General features: G+C 70.1%; 2 protein-coding genes. Both read left to right on the top strand.

Going from position 1 to position 1,626, the window contains the following annotated elements; all coding sequences use genetic code 11:
- The first annotated feature begins 164 nt into the window (after nucleotides 1-164).
- The gene (locus ACZ3TI_RS40945) at nucleotides 165-620 is read left to right on the top strand and encodes a hypothetical protein (RefSeq protein WP_465735682.1); all 456 of its coding nucleotides are present in this window, start codon (nucleotides 165-167) and stop codon (nucleotides 618-620) included.
- Nucleotides 621-683: 63 nt separating this feature from the next.
- Nucleotides 684-1,523, top strand: coding sequence for a transposase family protein (locus ACZ3TI_RS40940; protein ID WP_465735680.1), 840 nt, complete (start codon nucleotides 684-686; stop codon nucleotides 1,521-1,523).
- Nucleotides 1,524-1,626: the final 103 nt, after the last annotated feature.

Raw genomic sequence — 1,626 nt, 5'->3', positions numbered from 1 at the left:
TGAGTGGTGTGCATCGTGAAGTGGCAGGTCACGGGCCTGGTGTGATTCCGTGCCCCGGTGCTCGTGCTGGTCACGCGCGGCAGTCTGCCGTGTAGATCGTCGGGCAGGGAGGTCTTCGTGGGTTCTGGCCCGTTCCAGCCCGCGATGCTCCTACGCTCCCGGGCATGGTGGACCCCGAGGTACTGGAACGGATCGCCGCGCGCCGCGCGGAATTGGACGAGCTGGAGGAACAGCTGGTCAAGCAGTTGGACGAGGTGAAGGCAGAGCGGGACGAACTCGCAGTCGCCGAGAGGGTCCTGACGCGGATGAGCGAGCGGACAGCTGGGGAACGGGCTGCCGTCGCACCGGCGTCAGCGCAGGTCGGCGGGCGTGCGATGCTGCTGGTCCCGCACCGTGGCGACAGCGTTGACGAGACCGCGCTGCCCGACGACTACCGCCGGATCCTGGCGATCGTGCGAGCCGCCGGCGGTCCGGTGCAGGTGCGGGCAGTGGGCGAAGAGCTGGGCCTTCAGGTGGAGGTGCGCGGGAAGCTGGAGCCGCTGCGGGCGAAACTGGTCAAGCTCGCGGACCGCGGATGGCTGCACAAACGCGGCGACGGGAAGTTCACGGCACGGCTGTAGCCGACCAGGTAATGCACGCCGAAGGGCGTAACCGGAGGGCCCCCGGCGGCAGTTGAGTTTGGTGTGAAGAAAAGCAACGGTCTCGTCGAGGGCCCCGACGGTCTTGTCTACACTGCCCGCCTGCCGCTGTCGAGTGCCACCTTGAACTGGCTCGCCGACCTGATACGCGGCCACTGCAAGAAGATCGGATCGCGGTGGCGGGCCCTGTCGGCAGGCAGGATCGCCGGCATCGTGCTGGCGGTGCTGCGCTGTGACCAGCGGCCCGGCGACCTGGCCGGCGGGAACGGGGTGCACCGCACCACCGTGACCCGGTGGGTGCGCGAGGTCGTCGGCCTGCTGGCCGCCCGCGCCCCGCGCCTGGACCGCGCGCTCAGGAAGATCGCCCGATCGGGTGGCGGGGTGGTCCTGCTGGACGGTTCTCTGATACGCACCCGCCGCCGCACCGGGACCGAGAACCGGAAGAACTACTCCGGCAAGCACAAATGCCACGGCCTGCTCGTGATCGCGCTCACCGATGACAAGGGCCGCCTGGTCTGGGTGAGCGCGGTCCGACCCGGACGCACCTCGGAGATCACCGCGTGCCGCCACGACAAACTGACCGCCCGTCTGCGCGCGGCCAGCCTCGGTGCGATCGCCGACCTGGGCTTCGTCGGCCTCGACGACAGCGGCCCGGGCGCCGACCCGGCGGTGATCACCGGCTACAAGGCGGCCCGCAACCGGCCCCTTACCCGGGGGCAGAAGCTGTCCAACAAGGCGCTGGCCGCGGTCCGGGCCCCGGTCGAGCACGGCTTCGCGCACCTGAAGAACTGGCGCGTGCTCGGCAAGGTCCGCACCCACCCGAAGTGGGCGACCGCGCTGGTGCGGGCCCTGCTGGTCCTGACGAACCGGGAAGTCGCCCGCTGACCGACGATCTTCACCGAAGCCATCCGCCCGCAACCAGCGTGAGCACCCCGACGCCGACGCACACCAGGCCCGCGACCTGCCACTTCACGATGCACACCACTCA

It is taken from the genome of Kitasatospora sp. NPDC023120 (assembly GCF_055560835.1).
Note: the sequence above shows the minus strand (reverse complement) of the source record. Positions and strands in the feature narration are given on the sequence as shown.

Bases quoted from the DNA above. Each gene is read 5' to 3' on its own strand.
- ACZ3TI_RS40945 (WP_465735682.1), top strand. From the start codon at position 165: ATGGTGGACCCCGAGGTACTGGAACGGATCGCCGCGCGCCGCGCGGAA.